At 75.1% G+C, this 19,480-nt stretch carries 16 protein-coding genes; 3 read left to right on the top strand and 13 right to left on the bottom strand.

Annotated features, from left to right (window positions below; all coding sequences use genetic code 11):
• Positions 1 to 113: 113 nt before the first annotated feature.
• Both C7M71_RS03535 and rpmG read right to left on the bottom strand, forming a co-directional pair.
• Positions 114 to 359 carry a type B 50S ribosomal protein L31 gene (locus tag C7M71_RS03535; protein WP_111492807.1) on the bottom strand — a complete coding sequence of 82 codons (246 nt, stop codon included), beginning with the start codon at positions 357 to 359 and terminating at the stop codon, positions 114 to 116.
• A gap of 34 nt (positions 360 to 393) precedes the next feature.
• The gene (gene rpmG, locus C7M71_RS03530) at positions 394 to 558 is read right to left on the bottom strand and encodes a 50S ribosomal protein L33 (RefSeq protein WP_111492806.1); all 165 of its coding nucleotides are present in this window, start codon (positions 556 to 558) and stop codon (positions 394 to 396) included.
• A 217-nt stretch (positions 559 to 775) separates the two neighbouring features.
• Here rpmG and C7M71_RS03525 point away from each other — a divergent pair, with 217 nt between their 5' ends.
• A complete protein-coding gene (locus C7M71_RS03525; RefSeq protein ID WP_229758516.1) occupies positions 776 to 1,324 on the top strand; it encodes a response regulator transcription factor in 549 nt (182 codons plus the stop codon).
• Between the two features lie 69 nt (positions 1,325 to 1,393).
• On the opposite strand, the gene C7M71_RS03520 is transcribed toward C7M71_RS03525, so the two are convergent.
• Positions 1,394 to 1,987 (bottom strand): ATP-binding protein, encoded by a 594-nt coding sequence (locus tag C7M71_RS03520; protein WP_229758515.1) that lies wholly within the window; start codon positions 1,985 to 1,987, stop codon positions 1,394 to 1,396.
• Between the two features lie 328 nt (positions 1,988 to 2,315).
• On the opposite strand from C7M71_RS03520, the gene cds1 reads away from it, so the two are divergent.
• Positions 2,316 to 3,443, top strand: a complete 1,128-nt coding sequence (gene cds1, locus C7M71_RS03515) for an L-cysteine desulfhydrase Cds1 (RefSeq protein ID WP_111492804.1) — start codon at positions 2,316 to 2,318, stop codon at positions 3,441 to 3,443.
• A 7-nt stretch (positions 3,444 to 3,450) separates the two neighbouring features.
• Here the strand turns inward: cds1 and C7M71_RS03510 are convergent, their stop codons facing one another.
• Together C7M71_RS03510 and C7M71_RS03505 are read right to left on the bottom strand one after the other, a co-directional pair.
• Positions 3,451 to 3,951 (bottom strand): SRPBCC family protein, encoded by a 501-nt coding sequence (locus C7M71_RS03510; RefSeq protein WP_111492803.1) that lies wholly within the window; start codon positions 3,949 to 3,951, stop codon positions 3,451 to 3,453.
• Between the two features lie 115 nt (positions 3,952 to 4,066).
• Positions 4,067 to 4,876: a DeoR/GlpR family DNA-binding transcription regulator gene (locus C7M71_RS03505; protein ID WP_111492802.1), complete on the bottom strand. Its 810-nt coding sequence runs from the start codon at positions 4,874 to 4,876 to the stop codon at positions 4,067 to 4,069.
• Between the two features lie 231 nt (positions 4,877 to 5,107).
• On the opposite strand from C7M71_RS03505, the gene C7M71_RS03500 reads away from it, so the two are divergent.
• Positions 5,108 to 7,678 carry a hypothetical protein gene (locus C7M71_RS03500; RefSeq protein WP_229758514.1) on the top strand — a complete coding sequence of 857 codons (2,571 nt, stop codon included), beginning with the start codon at positions 5,108 to 5,110 and terminating at the stop codon, positions 7,676 to 7,678.
• Between the two features lie 23 nt (positions 7,679 to 7,701).
• Here the strand turns inward: C7M71_RS03500 and C7M71_RS03495 are convergent, their stop codons facing one another.
• The 8 genes from C7M71_RS03495 to C7M71_RS03460 form a co-directional block, all read right to left on the bottom strand.
• Positions 7,702 to 10,158, bottom strand: coding sequence for a right-handed parallel beta-helix repeat-containing protein (locus C7M71_RS03495; RefSeq protein WP_114914158.1), 2,457 nt, complete (start codon positions 10,156 to 10,158; stop codon positions 7,702 to 7,704).
• A 139-nt stretch (positions 10,159 to 10,297) separates the two neighbouring features.
• A complete protein-coding gene (locus C7M71_RS03490; RefSeq protein WP_111494143.1) occupies positions 10,298 to 11,179 on the bottom strand; it encodes an MOSC domain-containing protein in 882 nt (293 codons plus the stop codon).
• A gap of 238 nt (positions 11,180 to 11,417) precedes the next feature.
• Positions 11,418 to 12,023: a DUF6643 family protein gene (locus tag C7M71_RS31380; protein ID WP_111494141.1), complete on the bottom strand. Its 606-nt coding sequence runs from the start codon at positions 12,021 to 12,023 to the stop codon at positions 11,418 to 11,420.
• Between the two features lie 282 nt (positions 12,024 to 12,305).
• Positions 12,306 to 13,496: a DegT/DnrJ/EryC1/StrS family aminotransferase gene (locus tag C7M71_RS03480; protein WP_111494139.1), complete on the bottom strand. Its 1,191-nt coding sequence runs from the start codon at positions 13,494 to 13,496 to the stop codon at positions 12,306 to 12,308.
• Positions 13,496 to 15,133, bottom strand: coding sequence for a hypothetical protein (locus C7M71_RS30945; RefSeq protein ID WP_111494137.1), 1,638 nt, complete (start codon positions 15,131 to 15,133; stop codon positions 13,496 to 13,498). The genes C7M71_RS03480 and C7M71_RS30945 overlap by 1 nt, the downstream gene beginning before the upstream one ends.
• On the bottom strand, positions 15,133 to 16,353 hold the full coding sequence (locus C7M71_RS32490; protein WP_265737639.1) for a GNAT family N-acetyltransferase: 1,221 nt from the start codon (positions 16,351 to 16,353) through the stop codon (positions 15,133 to 15,135). Before C7M71_RS32490 ends, C7M71_RS30945 begins: the two co-directional genes overlap by 1 nt.
• Positions 16,350 to 17,564 (bottom strand): glycosyltransferase, encoded by a 1,215-nt coding sequence (locus C7M71_RS03465; RefSeq protein ID WP_114914157.1) that lies wholly within the window; start codon positions 17,562 to 17,564, stop codon positions 16,350 to 16,352. Before C7M71_RS03465 ends, C7M71_RS32490 begins: the two co-directional genes overlap by 4 nt.
• Positions 17,561 to 19,393: a tyrosine-protein kinase family protein gene (locus C7M71_RS03460; RefSeq protein WP_114914156.1), complete on the bottom strand. Its 1,833-nt coding sequence runs from the start codon at positions 19,391 to 19,393 to the stop codon at positions 17,561 to 17,563. Before C7M71_RS03460 ends, C7M71_RS03465 begins: the two co-directional genes overlap by 4 nt.
• Positions 19,394 to 19,480: the final 87 nt, after the last annotated feature.

Here is a 19,480-nt window from a genome sequence, read left to right as displayed (position 1 = left end):
GCGGATGACCCTCGGGTGGACATCTCGCCTCGGGCGTTGCCGCCGCGTGAACGGGGGCCGCCGCGACTGCGGCAGCCCCCGTGCGCGGTCGCTGCGCGCGTCGCTCCGCCCGGTCAGCGGCGGCCGTAGCGGCGCTCGAAGCGCTCCACCCGGCCGGCGGTGTCCAGCACGCGGGTGCGTCCGGTGTAGAAGGGGTGGCTCGCGGAGGAGACCTCCACGTCGATCACGGGGTAGGTCTTGCCGTCCTCCCATTCCACGGTGCGCTCGCTGGTCGCCGTGGAGCGGGTGAGGAAGGCGAAGTCCGCCGCGCGGTCGCGGAAGACGACGGGGCGGTACTGGGGGTGGATGCCGGGCTTCATGGGTCTCTCCGGGTCTCTCTCGGGTCGGCTCGGGTCAGCGCTCTTCGCGGAACAGCACATGGCGGCGGGCGACCGGGTCGTACTTGCGCAGTTGCAGCCGGTCGGGGTCATTGCGGCGGTTCTTGCGGGTCACATACATGTAGCCGGTGCCGGCGGTCGAGCGGAGCTTGATGATCGGGCGGATGTCATTGCGGGCCATGCGGGGGTGGGCTCCCTTCGGTGCGGTGTGCCCACTATAGCGAGATGGTTGTCATTTTCATTCCGCGATGTCTGGGCCCGGAAGGCGGCGGGCCTGGAGCGCTCATACGTCGCGGCGGTGCACGGCGGCCATGGCGAAGAGCGCAGCCAGCGGCAGGAGCACACCGACGACCGCGACGACCGTGCCCCCGGCGTGCCGGATGAGGGCACCGAGAGCCATGCCGACCAGGGCGTGCAGCGGGGCGAGCCGCGCGGAGGCGGCGACGGCCCGCAGGGCGCCGGGGGCGCTGAGGGAGAGGCCGTGGTGGTCGCGCAGGATCGCCCGGGCCAGGCCGGACGAGGGCTACGGCGCGCTGCGCGCGGGCGCGAGCGGCTTCCTCGCCGCGCTCCGGGTGGTCGCCGCCGGTGAGGCGCTGATCGCGCCGAGCGTGACGCGCCGCCTGATCGAGGAGTTCGCCGCCCGCCCCGAGCCTGCGGCTGCGCCCCGGCACGGGGTGGTCGAGGGCATCGCCGACCGGGAGCGCGAGGTGCTCGTTCTCGTCGGACGCGGCCGGTCCAGCGGCGAGATCGCCTCCGGGCTCTTCATCGGCCCGGCCACCGCCAAGGCCCACGGGGGGCGGCTGCCCACCAAGTCGGCGGCCCGTGACCGGGTCCAGCTGGTCACCATCGCCTTTGAGCTGGGCCTGGTGCCGACGTCGCGCCGAGCGAGCGCATACGCGGTGAGTCGGCGTCCCCCGCCGACTGCGCGCGGCCTGGGCGGAGGTTGAGGCCGGGGCGGCGGGCGGCGGGCGGGCCGCTGGGGCTGCCCGCTGCCCGGTCTCCCTGCCCCGCGTGGCTCAGCGGTGGGGTACGGCGACGGGCTGGGCCCGGCCCGGCAGCGCGGGGTCGTACCAGTCGTCCTCGTCGCCGGAGGGCAGCACCAGCGGTGCGGTGCGCAGCGGAGCCGACGGCCGCAGCGGATCCACGGTGAGCCGGGGGTGGGCGAGCGCCCGGCGGGCCCGGGGGGCCCGCAGCGGGTCCGGCAGTACGGGGTCGGCGGCCAGCGAGAACCAGACCACCTTGCCGGCCAGCAGGCCCTCCGGCTCCACCACGGCGCCCCACTCCTTGCTGAGCGCCGCCACGATGGCCAGCCCCCTGCCGCTGACTTCCCAGACGTCGGCCTCGCGGGCCACCGGCAGGGTCGGGTCGGCGTCGTGCACCGAGATGGTGAGGCAGTCCGGGGCGGCCCTGAGTTCCAGGACGCACTCCTCGCTGCCGGCGGCATGCTGGTGGACGTTGGCGAGCAGCTCGGTCAGCCCGAGCAGTGCCGAGTCCACCAGGGGCGCGCACTTCCAGTACCGCAGGTGCGCCGAGGTTATCCGGCGCACGGTTTCGAAGCGGCTCGGGACTGCGGCCAGCCGCAGTTCGTAATTCCTGACCCGATCCTCCATGACGCAACGACTCCCTCCGAGGTGGGGCCGGCTGCGCGCTGCGAGACCTCGAACGCGCAGAGTGTCTGGGTCGCAACGGAAAGCGATGTGCACCAGACTCACGCCGATGGCGCCGTTCCGCAACTTGCGCACACGCGGGCGCGATGCTGCACCGGGGAGCGCACGGCGTGAACGGGCCGGTGGGCGGTGGTGCGAACCGGCGTATCCCGCCGTTCGGCGGACGGGGGTGGCATAAGGGGCGCATGGATAGCAGGTAACGGTCACTTATGGTAGTCGCCTGTTACGCTTGCGTCGGCTCGACCGCAGGCACGCAAGGAGGCCCGACGGCATGGCAGACCCCCGGAACACCGCCGGAGCAGCGGCGACCGTCGATGTGGACCGCTCCGACGACGCCTACCGGGCCTGGCTGAAGGAGGCCGTGCGCAAGGTCCAGGCGGACGCCAACCGCTCCGCCGACACCCATCTGCTGCGCTTCCCGCTGCCCGAGGAGTGGGGCATCGACCTGTACCTCAAGGACGAGTCCACCCACCCCACCGGCAGCCTCAAGCACCGACTGGCCCGCTCGCTCTTCCTGTACGCCCTGTGCAACGGCTGGATCCGCCCCGGGAAGCCGGTGATCGAGGCATCCAGCGGCTCCACCGCCATCTCCGAGGCGTACTTCGCCGGACTGGTCGGCGTGCCCTTTGTCGCCGTGATGCCGCGCACCACCAGCTACGAGAAGATCAGCCTGATCGAGTTCCAGGGCGGCACCTGCCATCTGGTCGACGACCCGCGCACCGTGTACGAGGTCTCCGCGCGGCTCGCGGCGGAGACCGGCGGCCACTACATGGACCAGTTCACCTACGCGGAGCGGGCCACCGACTGGCGGGGCAACAACAACATCGCCGAGTCGATCTACAGTCAGCTCCGTATGGAGCGCTACCCCGAGCCCGCCTGGATCATCGCCACCGCCGGGACCGGCGGCACCTCCGCCACCCTGGGGCGCTATGTCCGCTACCAGCAGTACGACACCCGGATCTGCGTGGCCGACCCGGAGAACTCCTGCTTCTTCGACGGCTGGGTGAGCGGCGATCAGACCGTGCACTGCGAGCGCGGATCGCGGATCGAGGGCATCGGGCGGCCCCGGATCGAGCCCAGCTTCGTGCCCGGCGCCATCGACCGGATGATGAAGGTCCCCGACGGGGCCTCCATCGCCGCCGTCCGCACCCTGGAGCGGGTGCTCGGCCGCCGGGCTGGCGGCTCCACCGGCACCGGGCTGTGGAGCGCGCTGCGGATCGTCGCCGAGATGCGCGCCGCCGGGCAGCGCGGCAGCCTGGTCACCCTGCTCTGCGACCCCGGCGACCGCTACCTGGACAAGTACTACTCCGACCGCTGGCTCGCCGAGCAGGGCATCGAGATCGCCCCGTACACCGCCGTCCTGGACGGCTTTCTGGCCGGCGGGGAATGGCAGGGCTGACCAGCCGTCAGCCGGCGGCCTGTTCGGCGATCCGCTCGTCCAGGCGGCGTGCCGCCCGCCGGAACGCCCGGGCCAGCAGCGGCCGGGCCGCGCTCCACAGCTGCCGGGCGGGCCGCCGCGCCGCCAGCGCGGTGGTCCACTGGAGCCGGGTGCCGCCGTACGGGGACGGTGACAGCCGCCACTCCTCCATCAGCGCCAGCAGCCCGGGGACGCTGGTCTCGTCCACCCGGTAGACGAACCGCCGCCCCTCCTCGGCGACCAGCACGCTCTCCACGAACCGGCCCCCGCCGACCAGTCTGACCCGCCGGCAGCTGCCCCGCCCGTACGGCGGATCGCCCACGTACTCCACCGAGGCGATCGGGCGGAACCAGCGCGGCCAGCCCTCGGGGATCTCCGCCAGCTCCCGGAAGACGGCCTCCGGGGAGGCCGCCAGCACGGCCGAGAAACGCAGCCGCACCGGCGCACCGGTCAGGAAGTCCGGTGTCTCGGGCCGCAGGTGACGTGCCATCAGGCCACCTCCCGCTCCGTGCGACGAGGACCCGGCAAGCCAACCCCAGGGCCCGGAGGCGCCATCGTACGGGAGCGGCAGCCGCCCGGCGAGGGTGCCTCGGGGCGGCCCCGGCTCAGTCGGACGCGCCCGCCAGCACCAGTTCGCGGATCTGCTCGCGGGCCGTCTCCCGGGCCTCCTCGGGCAGCCCGGCGTCGCAGACCCAGGTGTCCACCTCCGCCAGCTCGGCGAAGGTGGAGAGGCCGACCGTGCCCCACTTGGTGTGGTCGGCCACCACCACCAGCCGCCGGGTGGAGGCCACAAAGCTGCGGTTGGTCTCCGCCTCCGCCAGATTGGGCGTGGAGAGCCCCGCCGCCGGGGAGACCCCGTGGCAGCCCAGGAAGAGCAGGTCGAAGTGGAGCGACCGGATCGCCCGGTCCGCGATCGGCCCGACCAGCGAGTCCGAAGGGGTGCGCACCCCGCCGGTCAGCACCACCGTGGTCCCCGCGCCGCCGCCCTGCCGCAGCGCATGCTCGAAGACATCGGCGACCCGCACCGAGTTGGTCACCACGGTCAGGCCCTCCACCTGGGTCAGCCGGTGGGCGAGGGCGTAGGTGGTGGTGCCGCCGGAGAGCGCCACCGCGCTGCCCGGGGCGACCAGCCGCGCCGCGGCCCGGGCGATCTCCTCCTTGGCGGTCAGCTCCAGCGACGACTTCGCCTCGAAGCCCGGCTCATGCGTCCGGGCCTCCTCGACCGGCACCGCGCCGCCGTGCACCTTCTCCACCGCGCCCTGCCGGGCGAGGGCGTCGAGGTCCCGGCGGATCGTCATGTCCGAGACGCCGAGCCGACGGGTGAGCTCATTGACCCGCACGCCCCCGCGCCGCCGCACCTCGTCGAGGATCAGCGCCCTACGCTGCTCGGCGAGGAGGTTGCTGTTCTCCGTCAAGGAAGCCGACCCGCCTTCTGCTCCGTCCCGGTGGTCGGGCCCATGATCCCATGCACCGTGGGGCGCGGCCACGTATGGGTGAGCGCGCACCGCAGCCTGCGCGCCCGCTGTTCATTGCGGTTGGGGCGCAGCGGGTGTACAGACCGCCCGCCGGCGGAACCATGGTCCCACCGGGCCCGGCCGCGCAGCCCCGGCCCGGCGCCGTATCAGTTCCTCGGGGGAGAGAGCACCATGACCCAGGCACCCGAGCGCCCCGGCGGCCCGCCGGGCACGCCGCCGCCACCGCAGCCCGACCTGCCGGGCCAGGCCAGTCCCGTCGGCGTCGCACCGCCGCCCGCCGCCTCCTCCGGCCCCGCCCTGGAACTCCTCGTCCATGGCGTCGGCGGAGCCACGCCCGGCGGCATGCTGGCCGACCCGCACCCCATCCGGATGCTCGGCGACGACACCGCAGGCGTCTACCGCCGCCGGAGGGACCTGCACGCCGAGGACGACCCCCGGAACCCTCGGCAGGAACCCCTTCAGGAGGCGTACTGCTGGTCCGGGCTCACCTCCGGCGACGGCACCCGGGCGCTCTGGCTGCTGCTCCTGCCCTTCATGGTGGTCAACCTCGCCCACTGGATGCGGCCCCCGGGCCAGGCGGGCGCGGGTCAGGCGGGCCCAGGCGCGGCCGGTACGGGCCAGGCACCGAGGCAGCGCGCCGGGGCCGCCTATGACCTGCTGCTGCGGCTGCTGGCGCTGCTGCTCACCGTGCTGCTCGCCGCCGGTGCCTGCGAGGTGGCGCTCGACCTGGCCGCCTGGCAGTGCGCGGGCAGCCCCGTCTGCGCCGTGCACCAGTCCTGGCTGCGCTTCGCCGCCGACCCGCACAACTGGTGGCACCAGCCCGGCCGCCGACTCGCCCTCGGCGCGCTGCTGCCGCTGGCGCTGGTCGCCCTGCTGGGGCATCTCTCACACCGCACCTGGAGCGCCTTCGAGGCCCACCAGCCCGATGAGCACCGGGCGACCGAGCAGCGCGAGGCCCCCATGGAGCTCGCCGGGTTCTGGTACGGCAAACGCGCGGTCGGCCGACTGCGGATCGCCCATCTCGCCGCCGCGCTGGCCACCGTGGGCATCGCTCTGGTGGTCCCCACGCTGCGGCACGACGCCGGGCCCACCGGATCGGCGGCGCTGCTCGGGGCGGGGGTGCTGCTGGCGGCACTGCTCACGGCGGTGGCGGTCGCGGTCCTGGTGGTGCTGGTGGGGAGCGTACGCCGGGAGGCCATCCTGGACGACGCCCGGGACGGCGTCCTGGTGCGCTATCTGCACTGGGCCACCCTCGCCATCTGCGGGGCGGCCCTGCTCTACAGCGGCTGGGGCCGGACCGGCTGGACCTCCTCCGGACTGCTCCCCGGCGGGGCCGCCGCCTTCACCGTGCTGGCGACCGGTCAACTGGTGCTGGTGGTCGGGCTCGCCGCCGTGACCGCCGTCCTCGCCCGCAGGTCCGGCCGCGCCCCGGCCGCCGCGGGCCTCGCCGAGGGGCCCGGCCCGGAGCCCGGCCCGGAGCCCGACGGCAAGCAGCCCGGCCCGGAGCCCGACGGCAAGCAGCCCGGCCCGGAGCCCGACGGCAAGCAGCCCGGGGCGGCGCTGCGGGCCCCCGGCTTCGGCGGGCCCGACGGGGCGGCGCTGGGCGGCTTCGGCGGCCCGGCCACCGCCATGCTCGCCTGCGGCCTGGGCGTGCTCTTCACCTCCGGCGCGGTTGTCTGGGCCGCCGACTGGCTCAACCGCGCCGCCGGACCGGGCGACCGCCGCGACACCCTCCCCGCCCCGCCGCTGCTGCTCACCTGGCACGCCGTCTGCCTCCCCGTCGTGCTGCTGGCCGTCGCCGGGCTGCTGGCGCTGGCCGGCGGCCGGATGGTGCTCCAGCAGCGGGACCTCGCCCCCCGGGTACCGGCCACCTACGGGGTGGCCCCCGACGGAGCCAGCCCCGAGCGGTCCGCCGCCATCGCCGGGGCGCTCGCCCGGGCGCGGCTCACCGACTCCGGCCCCGCGCTGATCGGCGCCGTCGCACTGCTGGCCCTGCTGGCCTGCGCGGGGTCACTGGCCGGGGCGCTGGTCAAGCACGCCGACCCGGCCCAGGCCGCCGACTCCACGCCCACCGCCGTCGCCTATGCCGCCGACACCGCCCAGGCGCTCGGGTCCTGGCTGATCGGCACCGCCGTGGTCGCCCTGGTGGCCCTGGGCCGCCGCGCCTACAAGGGCGCCGGGGCGCGGCGCACCATCGGCATCCTGTGGGACATCGGCACCTTCTGGCCGCGCGCCGCACACCCCTTCGCCCCGCCCTGCTACGCCGAGCGCGCCGTGCCCGACCTGGTCTCCCGCGTCCGGGCCTGGTGCGACCGGGGGCCGGTCTGCCGGATCGTGGTCTCCGCCCACTCCCAGGGCACGGTGATCGCCGCCGCCGCGCTCTGGCAGCTCCCCGAGTCGGTACGCCACCAGGTCAGCCTGCTCACCTATGGCTCGCCGCTGCGCCGCCTGTACGGGCGGTTCTTCCCGGCGTACATGGGCCCCGAGGACCTGGCCCGGCTGCGGCGCCACATCCCGGCGTGGCGGAACCTCTACCGGTACACCGACCCGATAGGCGGCCCGGTGCACGTCCCGACCGCCGGGCAGCAGGCGCCGGTGGACGCGCCGCCGTTCACCGACCCGCTCAGCTATGGGCGCACCCCGGCCGCTCCGCTGCCCACCCAGGTCGAGGCGCACTCCCACTACCAGGCCGACCCGGCCTTCGCCGCCGAGCGGGCCGCGCTGCTCTCCCGGCTCTGCTGAACCGGCCCTGCTCACCTGCCTGGCTACCCGGGCAGGTCCTCGGGCACCAGCAGTTGCAGCTCCTCGGTGGAGGGGTCGGCCAACTGGGCCACCCGTACGGCGTGCCGCTCGACCATGGTCTCGAAGACCTGCCGGGCGGTGCGCCCATTGCCGAACGACGGCCCCCGGTCCAGCGCCGCGAAGTGGTCCAGCAGCGCCGTCGCAGTCGGTTCGGCCAGCTGGTACTCATGCTCGGCGCACTGGGTGCGGGTGATCCGCAGCAGCTCCTCGGCGGAGTAGTCGGGAAAGGTGACGGTACGTGAGAAGCGGGACGCCACACCGGGGTTGGAGGAGAGGAAACGCTCCATCTCGGCGGTGTAGCCGGCCACGATGACCACCACCTCATCGCGGTGGTCCTCCATCAGCTTCACCAGGGTGTCGATCGCCTCCCGGCCGAAGTCGCGGCTGCCGTCCTCCGGTGCCAGCGCATACGCCTCGTCGATGAAGAGCACCCCGCCGCGCGCCCGGTCGAACGCCTCCGAGGTGCGCAGCGCGGTGGAGCCGATGTGCTCGCCGACCAGATCGACCCGGGCGACCTCCACCAGGTGGCCGCGTTGCAGCACCCCCAGGGCGGCCAGGATCTCCCCGTAGAGGCGGGCCACCGTGGTCTTGCCGGTGCCGGGGGAGCCGGTGAAGACCAGGTGGCGGCGGAGCGAGGGCGCCTTGAGCCCGGCCTGCTGCCGCCGCCGGCCGACCGAGATCAGGTCGATCAGGGTGCGGACCTCCTGCTTCACGGTGTCCAGCCCGATCAGCGCGTCCAGATCGGCCAGCGCCTCGTCGGCGGGGCGGCAGTCGGGGATCGGGGCGATGGCGGCGGTGGAGTCCACCAGCGGGGCGCTGCCCGTACGCGCGGCGCCACCGCCGCCGCCCGCGAAGCCCCCGCCGAGGATGCCGCCGCCGAGGATGCCGCCGGCGCCCGCCGCGTGGTCGCTGACCGTGCCGCGCGCGGCCGTGGCGGTGGCGGTCTGCGGCTTGATGTCGTCGCTGGTGCAGTCCTCCACGATCGGGCCGGGCTCGGAGAACTCGAACCCGCCCCGGGCGTGCTGCTCCGCGCGGCAGCGGGAGATGACGGTCCGGCAGCCGTCGATCACATGGAAGCCATAGCCCTTGCCGTGCGAGACCCGGCACTCCTCGAAGGTGCCCACGCCGCCCGCCGAGACATAGACGGCCGCGTCCGCGCTGCCGCGTACGGTGCAGGAGCGCACCACCGGGTCCGCGCCCCGGGCCACGATCACCCCGGTGGCCACGTCGGCGATCTCGCAGCCGTCCAGCGTGCCGCCGCTGCCGTGGTCGCGGAACCAGAGGCCGGTACCGGCGTCCTGGATGCGGCAGCGGTCCAGCCGCACGGTGGCGCCCCCGCTCACCGAGACGGCGGAGCTGCGGATCTGGGTGAGCGTGCAGTCGGTGACCTCGGCGTGCGAGTCGCGGTCCAGGACGAAGAGCGCGTCGGGCACATCGTGCAGGCGGCAGTCGGAGAGGGACACCCGGGCGCCGTCGCTGATCCAGACGGCCGGGTAGTCGCCGGTGGAGTCATGCAGCTCGCTGCCGGACGCCTCGGCGCGGGTGCCCGCGTCCCACACCGAGAGCCCATTGCGGCCGAACGCCCGTATGGTGCTGCGCTCCAGGGTGAGCACCGAGCGGCCGCGCAGGTCGGCGCCGTTCTCCGGTACGTCGTGGACGCGGGTGCCGTCGAGCGCCAGCACCGCCTCGCTGTCCAGGGTGATGCCGTTGCCGGAGACCCGGTGCACCTCGCAGTCGGTGATCCGGCCGACGGCCCGGCTCTCCGCCTGCACGCCGGTGCCGTCGATCTCGTAGACCTCGCAGCCGACCGCCTCGACGGTGGTGCCCTCGCCGGTGAGCAGCAGTCCGGCGCCGGAGGCGTGGTGGATGCGGCTGCGGTCCAGGCGGGCGGTGGCGCCCTCCAGCACCGCCACCCCTGCCTGCCCGGCGGCGACCACCTCGCACTCCTCGAAGGACGCGGCGGCGGCGTCGCGGACCCGGATGCCGAGCCCTCCGGGGTTCTCCACGGTGCACTGCCGGACGGTGGGCCTGGCCCCGCCCCGGACCTCGATGCCCACGGCGGAGACGGTGCTGACCCGGCACTCGGCGATCTCGGCCGCCGCAGCCGGCCCGTCGACCAGCACGGCGGCCGACGAGGTGTCATGGCCCTCCAGCACCAGGCCCCGCACCGAGGCGGCGGCCAGCACGGTGAGCGCCGGTCCGGCGGGCGGCTCGATCCGCACCGAGCCGAGGGCGCCGGCGGCGGTGACGGTCACCGGCTTGTCGAGGACCAGGTTCTCCCGGAAGGTCCCCGCCCGGACGGTGACGGTGTCCCCGGGCTCGGCGGCGGCAAGCGCCTCCGCCAGGGTGTCGTACTCGCCGGTCCGACGCCGCCAGCGGGAGCCGCTGTCCTGCGTGACTCGGACCTTCTGCTCTCCCATAGCGGAACGCGTCCCCACCTCTCGTCCGGCCGTGCCGCGGCAGCGCCCACGGGGACGGCCGTGGGCGGAGCCGTCGCCCCACCGTAGCGCCTCGGCGAAGATCATCCGTGCCGGGTGGCCGGAACCACGACCCGATCGTTCACCTTCCGGGGACCGGGCGCGGCCCCTCCTCCAGCACGGTCACCGGGTCGCCGAGATGGAGGGTGCCCAGTACGTCGCCGATGCGGCCCGGGGGGCGCTCGGGCACCAGGTTCTGCCCGAAGACCAGGCCCTTGCCGAACCGGCGGTGCCTGCCCAGGGCGCGCAGCGGCTCCGCGCCGCGTACGCCGGTCTCCTGGTCGGTGGTGGTGACCACGCACCGGGTGCAGGGCTTGACCACCCGGAAGGCCACCTCGCCGACCCGGATCCGCCGCCAGCCGTCCTCCGCCCACGGCTCGGTGCCGTCGACCACCAGGTTGGGGCGGAACCGGGCCATCGGCAGCGGGGCGCCCGCGACCGGGTCGCCGGGGTGGTCGGCGGCGATGTGCGCATTGAGCGCGTCCAGTGAGGCGGTGGTGGTGAGCAGCAGCGGGAAGCCGTCGGCCATCGAGACCGTCCCGCCGGGGGCGTACTCAGGGTCCGACGGGCGGCGGCGGGGGTCGTCCAGGTGCACCAGCCGCAGATCGGCGTCGAGCAGTTCGGCGAACCAGACGTCGGCCTCCTTCCCGGCTGCGGCGGCCTGGAAGGGGGTGCCCCAGACGTGGACGTCGGCGAGCGGGTCGCCGCGCTCGGCGGACGGGGCGTCGACATGCAGCGGTTCGGCTCCGGGGGCGGTGATCAGCAGGCCGCCGTCCGGCCGGGGCTCGACCCGGACCAGCGCCAGCCGGGGGTGGTCACGCTGGCTGACGAAGCGGCCGTCGCGGGCGGCCAGCATCCAGCGCCGGTCTCCGGCCAGCCCCCACGGCTCGACCGGGGCGGAGGCGGGGCTCAGCCGGCGGGCGGACTTCAGCGGGTGGACGTACAGGGCGCTCAGGCGTGGCATGCGGCCATGGTGCCAGGTGGCGGCCGGTGCGGGCGCTCGCGGTATCAAGGGCGGGCGGTATCCGGGCGGTATCCGGGCGGTATGCGGGCGCGCGGGCGCCGGGCCGGAGATGCCACCGGGCCGATCGGGAAACCCGATCGGCCCGGTGCAGACCCTCCCTCCTGGCCCGGGGCGGGCAGGAGGGGCCCATGCTCCTCCGGTGCGGCGCGGCACCGGGGTCGTGCGGTGGGTGTGCCGGTCAGTACCCCGGGTAGCCACCGCCACGCGGGTACTGCTGCTGCTGCTGGTCGCCGTACTGGGTGGGCGCTGCGGGGCGCTGCGGCATCGGCCGGACCGGAGCGACGGGGGCGACCGGCGCCACCGGGGCGGCGGGCCGCAGGCCGTTGCCGCCGAAGCCCTGGCCCGGACCGGGGTAGCCGTAGCCGCCCGGCTGGCCCTGGCCGCCCTGCGGCGCGCTGGGCATGCCCTGCGGCGGCATGCCCTGCCCGGGGGCGGCCATCCGCTGGTTGGGGACATACGGCTGGGGAGCGCCGTACTGGGGTGCCTGCGGGGCCGCCGCGTACTGCGGGGCGGGGGCCTGCGGAGGCAGGTGGCTGCTGCTCGGACCGGGGCCCAGCGCCGGGCGGGCGGGCGGCAGCGCGGGCAGGTTGGAGGCCGGTTCATAGCCGCCGTAGCGCGGCTGCTCATAGGGGGACGGCATGGCCGGCGGAAGGGCAGCCGGCACATTGATCGGGGCGATCTGGGGGACTCCGCGTTCTGCGACCAGGCTGTCGTAGATGGGCGTGTCCGAGGAGAAGGACGGAGCGTAGTAGCCGACTCCGTCGAAGGAGCGCGGGGAGGTCATGCGCATACCGTAGGACACCTTGTGCCTGCTGAGGAGACCGGTAGGGCACGGAGTTGGTGTGTTTGCCGAGACTTCCTCTCCACACTTGCGTTGAAAGTATGAAAAACGGTCACCAAGCGTCGGCGAGGTTGTCAAGTGGTTGTGCATGTGACCCTCGACATCCGGCCGTTGTGCGGCGGAGTGATCAGCGGAGTGATCGCAGACGAACGAGGGCGCGCACGGCTGCGGACCGGCCCCGCGAGGAGCCCGTCCGAGGCCGCGCGCGCCCCGGGTCCGGCGCGCTCAGACGCCGTGCGAGCGCAGCTGCTCGGCCCGCCCGTGGATGCGCACCACCGCGTCCGCCGTCCGCCGCACCGTCGCGGCGTCCATCTGCGTCCAGAGCGGGACGGTGAGCACCGAGTCGGCGAGCCGGTCCGTACGGGGCAGCGCCTCGGCCTGGCCGAGGTGGGCGTAGGCCCGCTGCCGGTGCACCGGGGGGTGGAAGTAGCGGCGGGTGTCCACGCCCTCCGCCTTGAGGGCGCGGGACAGCTCCAGGGCGGTCAGGCCGAAGCGGTCCGGATCCAGGATCAGGGTGAGGTCCTTGAAGGTGGAGATGTCGCCCTCGTCCGGGACCGCGATCCGCAGGCCCGGCAGCCCGGCGACGGTCGAGCTGAACTCGCCCGCCAGCGCCCCCCGGTGGGCCACCCGCTCCTCCAGCCCCGCCAGCCAGCTGAGCGCCACCGCGGCGTGCAGCTCGCTCATCCGGGCGTTGAGGCCGGGGAAGAGGGTGTCGTAGTCGCCGGGGTTGCCGTAGTCGCGGGCGCAGCGCAGCGTCGCGGCCAGCGCTCCGTCGCGGGTGGCGACCAGCCCGCCCTCACCGGCCACCGCCACCTTGGTGGGGCTCATGGAGAACACCTCGGCGAGGCCGAAGTTGCCCACCGGGGTACCGGCCCGGCGGCTGCCCAGGCCGTGCGCCGCGTCGTACACCAGCGGCACCCCGGCGGCGTCGGCCACCTCCTGCAACCGCTCGACCCGGCACGGGGTGCCGTAGACATGGGTGGCCATCAGCGCGGCCGGCGACCCGGCGGCGGCCAGCCGGGCGGCGGCGTCCTCCGGGTCCAGGGTGATGTTCTCCTCCAGCGCCTCCGCGAAGAGCGGCACCCCGCCCGCCCAGTGCGCGGCGTGCGCGGTCGCGGAGAAGGTGAAGCCGGGCATCACCACCGGCCGGCCGGCCCCCACCCCGGCGGCCTGGAGCACCAGCATCAGCCCGGCGGTGCAGTTGGAGACGGCCACCACATGGTCCACCTCCAGCAGCTTGGCGGCGCTCTCCTCCAACTCGGCGACGGTCGGCCCATTGGTCAGCTGACCGCTGTCCAGGACGGTGCCCAGACGGCGCAGCAGCCCGTCCCGGTCGGGTGCCCGGACGACGGTGAGCGGCAGCCCCTCGGGGAAGGCGGGCGTGCCGCCCAGGGCTGCGGGCAGGTCTGCGGTCATCAGTCGATCCCCCTGGAGTGCGGCGGGTACGGCGGGTGCGGCGGGTGCGGTGGGTGCGGTGGGCGTGGCCGGTACGGCCGGTGCGGCGGTGGCGATGGTGGCGCGGCTGTCGCCGGTGGAGTCGGCGGTGGGCGGCGCGGTACGGCGGTGCGCAGCGGCACCAGCCGGGAGTCGGGCGGTTCGGCCCCGGGCCAGGCCCGGTCCCGCCACTGACCGGGCTCGGCCAGCCACTCCACCGCCCGCTGCCGGGGCAGCGGGCGGACGGCGGGCGGTCTGGGGATCACCAGCAGCACCAGTACCAGCGGCAGCACCTGCACCCGCTCCCGGGACAGGATGCCCATGTTGTTGATGCTGGAGAACGCCCAGCAGAACAGCAGCGTATAGACGACCGTGAAGGCCATGTACGGCCGCCGCACGAAGAGCCGGGGCACCTGGCGCAGCCGGGGCCAGGACCGGATGAAGACGATCAGCAGCGCAAAGCACTCCACCGACTGCACCAGGTTCTGGAGGTTGGACGCCTCGAACGGGAATGGCCGGAACAACACCGTCACCACCGCCATCGGCAGCCCCAGCGGTGACAGGCTGACACTCGGCGCCGCGTCGTCGCTGATCCCCGCCCCGGCGGTCGCGGTCAGCTGGGAGCCGCCCTGCGAGGTGCGGCGTGCCGTCTCCTGGAGCACCTGGTCGACCTGCCCCGCCCCCGCGGTGCCGAAGAACGAGCTGACCTGCTGGAGCATCAGCATCACCCCGACCCCCAGCACGGCGACGGTGAGGATGGTGCGCAGCGGCCCCAGCGCGCTGACCTCCTTGGGCCGCCGCCGCAGCACATAGGCGATCACCAGCCCGGCCCCGGCGAGCACCGTCACATGCGGGCGGACCATCCCGGTGCCCAGCGAACCGGCGGCGATCCAGGCGAACGCCCCGCGCCGCCGCTCCAGCAGCCGGGCCGTGCCGTACGCGGTGGCGCCCAGGCAGAGCATCATCCAGGCGTCCTTGCCGATGCTGGACGGCCAGAAGAGCAGCGACGGCAGAAAGAAGAGCAGCTTGGCGTAGCGGCGCGACTCCGCCTCCGGGAAGGCGATCTGCACCCCCCGCCAGAAGAGCAGCAGCCCCCAGAAGCCGAGCCAGGAGTAGACCAGGAAGCCGCCCAGCAGGGAGGGGCCGGTCACCAGGTAGACCACGCCGGTGACGATGATGACGAAGCCGGTGCCGGCCACCTTCATGCCCAGGTCGTAGTGGCCGCCGTTCTGGAGCAGGGTCCCCTGCTCCAGCGCAGCGGTCAGGGCCCGGCCCTTCTCGTCGTACATCCTGGCGTCGGCCTGGCCGCCGTACAGCACAAACGCCATCAGATAGCGGGGGAAGGCGCAGAGCAGCTTGAGCGCCATCGCCATCATCAGCAGCTTGAAGATCCTCGGCTCGGGGTTGACGGCGGCGATCCGGCCCAGGATCGGCGTACTCACCGCCATCAGCACCGGCAGGATCAGCAGCGCACCCCAGATGTCGTACGAGGTGTGCGCCATGCCCCAGGCGAACATCGCCACATAGCCGGACACCAGCAGGCCCGCCACGCAGGAGGCCCACGGCACCCGGCGGGCCCAGCGGGCGGGCAGCGCGGCCAGCTCGTGGCGGGACCGCATCAGAAGACCTCCAGGTCGCCCAGGGCGAACCGCCAGCCGGCGACGCCCCCGGCCCCGCCCGGCCCCGGCCCGCCGCCGGGGGCGCGCGACACCAGCGTCATCCCGGCGCGCGGCGCGGTGAGGTAGCCGCTGCGCAGCGCGGCGGCGGCCGGCTCGGTGCCCGCCGCCAGATGGGTGGCCACATGGTCGCAGCCGGAGCGGGCGGCCATCCGCAGCAGCCGGGCCGCAGTGGCCCGGTCGCCGGGGCGGACCACCGCATCCGCCAGGGTGAACTCGGTGAGCGGGCCCCGGCGGCGCGGTCGGCCGAAGGCCACCCCGGCCAGCTCGCCGCCACGGACCACGGTGATCACCCGGTAGTCCAGGCCCGGCGCCTCGCCGTAGCGCCAGCGCAGAAAGGCGGCGGAGCGCACGGTCGCCAGCCGGGCGTCGCCCGCGTCGGCCTCCGCCCGCTCGCGCAGCAGCTCGGCCAGCGGGCCTGCGGTGCCGTCCCGCTGCTGCCCGGCGAACCAGTCGGCCGCGCCGGGCAGCGGGCAGCGGGCCCCGGCGTCCTGCGGGGGCGCGGGGGCGGCCCGGCGGGCCAGCACGGCGCGTACGCCCCGGGCGAAGGCGGCGGGCCGCACCGGCCGCACGGCGATGGGCACCCGTCCGGCCGGCTGCCAGCCCATCTTCAGATAGCCGGGGAGGCTGCTGGCGTTCGGCGTGTTGAAGACCAGGGCGGTGTCGTCCGCGACCCGGTCCAGCAGGTCCAGGGTGAGGCGGCGGAAGATGCCGCGCCCCTGGAAGTCCGGGTGGGTGGCGGTGTCCACCGGCCGCACCGCGCGGACCGGGCGTCCGGCGGCGGCGTACTCCCAGCGCAGGAAGAGCCGCACCCCGGCCAGTCGGCCGTCCCCGGTCTCGGCGACCAGGCCGGGGCTCACCCCGAAGGGGTTGCGCAGGTGCTTCCAGGTGAAGAAGTCGGCGCTGCGCTCACCGGTGGGGCCTCCGGCGAGCGAGGCGGTGAGCAGGCGCAGCAGCTCCGGCAGGTCGCCCTCCACCCACGGCCGCACCAGCAGCCCGGCACCGCCACCGCCCCGGCCCCCGACAGCCCGCCGCGGCGCCGCCCCGGGGGCCGGGCTGTCGGTGTGGTCCGGCGGCTCGGCAGGGGCGCTCAGGGCGTTCACCGCATCGGCCGGGCCCGGCCCGCTCTCGCGGGGCGGCTCTGGGGCGGGGGTGGCGGTCACCGGCGGCCGGCCCCCAGCACCTGCTCGTACACGGCCTCGACCGCCCGCTGCGCCCCCGCGACGTCAAAGGACCGCGACCGCTCCCGGGCCGCCGCGCCCATCCGGGCGCGCAGCCCGTCGTCGCCCACCAGCCGGGCCAGGGCGCGGCAGAGGGCGTCCGGGTCGGCGGGCGGCACCAGCAGGCCCTGGTCGCCGTCGTCCAGCACCTCCGGCATCCCGCCGACGCGGGTCACCACGGCGGGCAGCCCGCTGGCCATCGCCTCCATCAGCGCCACCGGCAGCCCCTCCTGACGGGAACTCAGCGCGAAGACGTCCAGCCCCGGCAGCAGGGCCGGTACATCCGACCGCGACCCGGCGAAGACGACCGCGCCGTCGGTGAGGCCCAGCGCCGCCGCCCGGCCGCGCAGCTCCCCCTCCAGGGGCCCGGAGCCCACCAGGACCAGCACCGTGCCCGGGTGGGTGCGCCGCAGCCGGGCGTGCGCCTCCAGCAGTGTCCGCTGGTCCTTCTTCGCCGTGAGGTTGCCGACGCTGCCGACGACCACGGCGTCCCCGGGCACGCCCAGCAGCGCCCGGGCCGAGGCCCGGGCGAGCGGGCCGGTGGGGGCGCCGGAGAGGTCCGGCCCGTGGTGCACCACCGTGAGCCGGTCGCCCAGCCGGTGCGCCCGGGGGGAGACGGTCTCGGCGACGGCCCGGGAGACCGCGATCACCGCGTCGTTGCGGCGGTAGGTGGCGGCATTGGCCCAGCGGGTGGCGGTCCGGTACCGCTCCCACATGTTGTGCTCGGTGTGCACCAGCCGTACGCCCCGCAGCCCGGGCCCGCGCAGCAGCAGCCGCGCCGCCACCGCAGGCACCGGCATATGGGTGTGCACCAGCCGGTAGCGCCGCTCGGCGGCGAGGCGGCGCAGCCGCAGCGGCCAGCGCGGGTCGGCCCGCCCGGGGGTGCCGTGGGCCCCGCCCAGGCAGTGCACCCGTATCCCGGCCTCCTCAAGGGCGGGGACCAGGGCGTCCTTCCACGGCAGCACATAGGCGACCTCGACCTCGTAGCGGTCGCGGTCCAGGTGCCGGGCGCAGTTGACCAGCAGTTGCTCGGCACCGCCCCGGCCGAGCCCCTTGGCCAGCCACAGCACCCTGGTCCGGGCGCCGGAGGGGCGGTGGGGGAGCGGGGCGGGTCCGGGGGTGGCGGCGGGGTCCGCCTCTGCGGCGTCGGTCACCGGTCCTCCCCCTCCGCCCGGCGGACCGCCGCCGGGTCGGCGGCGTACCCGCCGTCCACGGCCCGGTCGGGCAGTCCGGCCTCGCCGCGCGCCCAGCTCGGGGCGTGCCGTTCGCGTTCCCGCTCGCGGGTCTCGTAGACCCGGTCCTCCTCGTCGTCGTCGGGCCGGACCAGGGCGCGTGGCTGCGCGCCGCCCCGGCCCAGGGTGGTGACGGCGGCGCCGGGCGGCGCGGCCTCCGAGCGGCGCAGCCCGGTGCGCGGGCCGCCGCCGGACGGCGACGGGGAGGCGGTGAGCGCGAGCCCGGCCACCGGTACGCCGGTGCGGGCCAGCAGTTCGCTGACCCGGGCGGCCTGCTCCGGTGTCACATTGCCGCTGCGGGCGGTCACCAGTACCGCGTCGGCGTGCTGCACCAGGTCGTACGCGTCATTGGCGTGCAGCAGCGGCGAGGTGTCGATCAGCACGATGTCGGCGTGCCGCCGGGCCCGTTGCAGCACCTCCCCGGCGCGCATCACCAGGGCTGCGGGGTAGGCGTTGGTGTTTCCGGCGCCGATCAGGGTGACCCCTTCCACATTGGTGGTCCGGACGACGTCGACGATGCCGGTGAGCCGGTCGCCGCGCAGCAGTTCGGCCATGCCGGGACCGCGCGCGGCCACCCCGAAGTGCTCATGGGTCTGCGGGTGGCGGAAGTCGCAGTCCAGCACGAGCACCGAGCGGCCGGTCTCGGCGAGCGCGGCCGCCAGATTGGCCACGGTGGTGGTCTTGCCGTCGCCGCTGCGCCCGGACATCACCAGCACCACGGGGGCCGGGTGGGCGAGCCGGCGGGAGACCAGCGCGGCGGCCGCCGCCGGACTGCCGTCCTCCTCTCCGTCCCTGATGTGCAGGGAGAGCGAGGGCGGCCCGGTCAGCAGCAGGGTGGAGCGCAGCGAGCGGTACGCCTCGGCGGCCGACGCGGACGGGCGGGCGACCACCACCGGCTCGCGCAGCCGCCGCAGCCGCCGGGAGAGCACCGGGATCTCGCCGATCACCGGCAGGGCGAACGCCTCCTCGGCGCCGTTGCGAGTCCGTACTTTGCCGTCGATCCGGTCCAGCATCAGCGCGGCGACCACGCCGAGCGCCAACCCGAGGGCGACCGCGAGGGCGAGGCGCAGCGGGCGGCTGCTGGGCGCGGTGAGCAGGGTGGAGTCGGCCGGGCTGCTGTCGATGGAGCCCCACTTGCGCACGGCGTCGGTGCGGGCGGCGTTCTGGAGGTTGGAGATGTCGGTCAGGGTCTTGGTGATGGCGGCCTTGGCGGCGTCTATCTGCGGTTGCAGCTTGGTCTGCGCCTCGGCGGTGGCGCCGGCGAGCCTGGAGTTGAGGGAGTCGAGCTGCTGCTGCTGGATCGTCGCCTGCTGCTGGAGGGACTGGATGGAGTCCTGGGCGTTCTTCTGCGCCTCGCGGCCGTACCCGATGATGGTGGCCTCGGCGAACGCGCTGACCACGTCGGAGCAGGCCTGCTGGGTGGGGCCGTGCGCGGTGAACTGGAGCATCTGCTCGCTGACCGCCGTCACCTCGCGGCGGGTCAGCAGCGTCTGGAGGTCGGTGGTGCCGAGCTTCTTGGCGGCGGCCTGGGCGACGTCCGAGCCGGTGGCGAAGGACAGCACCTGGTCGATCTTGACGGTGTCTCCGGAGCCCGCAGCCGGCACGATGCTGACCTTGCACTCCCACTTGCCGTTGTCCACGGCGTTGCCGGCCGGGGTGAGCAGCCAGCCGACGACGAGCGCCGCCAGGCCGCAGCCGACGAGCAGCCGCCAGTACCGTCGTAGGACGGTGAGATGGTTTGCCGGTTCCACCGGTGGAGTTCCCCTCGCGATCGTGTGCTCGGTGCTACCGGGCCCGGCCCTCCCGCTGCCGGTCCCGGCGGTGCCGTGCGTCGCGTC

The sequence above is a fragment of the Peterkaempfera bronchialis genome, assembly GCF_003258605.2.
GTDB lineage: Bacteria > Actinomycetota > Actinomycetes > Streptomycetales > Streptomycetaceae > Peterkaempfera > Peterkaempfera bronchialis.
This window is presented reverse-complemented; position numbering and strand designations above follow the sequence as displayed.